General features: G+C 41.4%; 2 protein-coding genes. Both read right to left on the reverse strand.

All coding sequences use genetic code 11. The features are described 5' to 3' along the window. Window positions 1–183: 183 nt before the first annotated feature. A complete protein-coding gene (locus tag ACJ9N4_RS20835; protein ID WP_411500794.1) occupies window positions 184–672 on the reverse strand; it encodes a hypothetical protein in 489 nt (162 codons plus the stop codon). Window positions 673–738: 66 nt separating this feature from the next. Continuing rightward, entirely contained in the window at window positions 739–960 is a 222-nt protein-coding gene (locus ACJ9N4_RS20840; protein ID WP_411500795.1) for a hypothetical protein, read from the reverse strand. Window positions 961–1,373: the final 413 nt, after the last annotated feature.

Below are 1,373 nucleotides of genomic sequence, written 5' to 3' on the forward strand. Positions count from 1 at the left end.
ATTAAAAATGCCCCGCGGGGGCGAGGCCGTTTTATACTTTGCAGGGGATATTTGTTTGACTATCCGCGAGTGGGGATATTCTCATTACGATGAGTCTACCCACAGTGTTGGCAATTAAAAAGCCACTAGCAGGTACTAGTGGCTTCAATTGTTGCGGAAAAACCGCTGGGCTTTGATTACGTCTTAGTGCTGATGTTGATGCTTCAAATCAGCATAAACACTACCAACCTCTTGCTTCACCTTATCTCTGTGGATTCTTGATGAATGATTAGAACCCCTCCTGCAGATGAAAGATATAAAGTGTAATGGTTTATTAAATTTGAGGTTAAGCTTAAACATCATATAGATGATCTCGCTGAGAGCCTCATTTGCAGGAGTCTCTTCCATGCAATGTGCCATAAACTCTTTCTGTTCAACATCTTCAACAAGGTTAACCTTGTCTCTTTCTTGTGCAAGATGTGCCCTTAAGAGGTGAATCGGTAATAACACTGAAAGTGCATCCTGAAAGGCATCCGCTGCGAGTTTTTTCTGCAAGTCAGATGCATCAACGCGTTTTAAAAAGCGTTCAACAAGCGGCATCATCAAATGACGGCGTAAAAAAACAACTCTTGCGTAGCTTACCGCCTGCCATAACAGTGCAAACACTATAACTACGGGAATTATTATTTCCATTTCATCCTCATGCTCGTAAAAGTACGGATGTACACACACCCGCATCCAGCTCTGAAGCTCATGTTTCTATGCCTGTGATCCCTTTTCATATAGAGCGATGATTTTTTCGTTATCTAACTTCTTAATCTTAGCAGCAAACCTAAGGATCAGATACAGAAACGGTACGCTTGCAATCAGGAGGTATCCAATGCTAGCGATTATCGGCGCTTTATCATAAAAGCTTAGTGTTGCATCAAGAAAAACTTTTGCAACCTGTGCTGCGGTAGAAGAGTTTTCTGCATCAGCCATTAATGCAGACTCCTTATGCTGTGAAATGTAGGAAAAATCTAACTTATCCGTTTCAACATGTAAATATGCGTATAGCTATATTGCTTGTGTATACAACTTAATTCTGAAAGAAAAATTTTTTCAACTACCAAAAATCTTAGTAAACCTTCCATCACCTAGGCTGCAGCCATTAATGTATTCATTCTCCTTATCTCATTTCCATAGTGATAACTTTTACAAATTCAGGTCGCCCCTTTGATATCAGAAGTTTTGACAATTTCTTGCCCACGCTTTGTTATGCGCCAGAATGTCTTTTTTCGTCTGGCGGTCCATAACATCGATGTCGTGATCAGTAAGGTAGATTGGCTTTACCCAGTCACAGGCAGTATCAACCACCACCGGGACGCTGCCACGTGTCACGCAGCTCGCGATCA

Source organism: Enterobacter sp. LM3, assembly GCF_046622475.1.
GTDB lineage: Bacteria > Pseudomonadota > Gammaproteobacteria > Enterobacterales > Enterobacteriaceae > Enterobacter > Enterobacter cloacae_P.

Bases quoted from the DNA above. Each gene is read 5' to 3' on its own strand.
- ACJ9N4_RS20835 (WP_411500794.1), bottom strand. From the start codon at position 672: ATGGAAATAATAATTCCCGTAGTTATAGTGTTTGCACTGTTATGGCAG.
- ACJ9N4_RS20840 (WP_411500795.1), bottom strand. From the start codon at position 960: ATGGCTGATGCAGAAAACTCTTCTACCGCAGCACAGGTTGCAAAAGTT.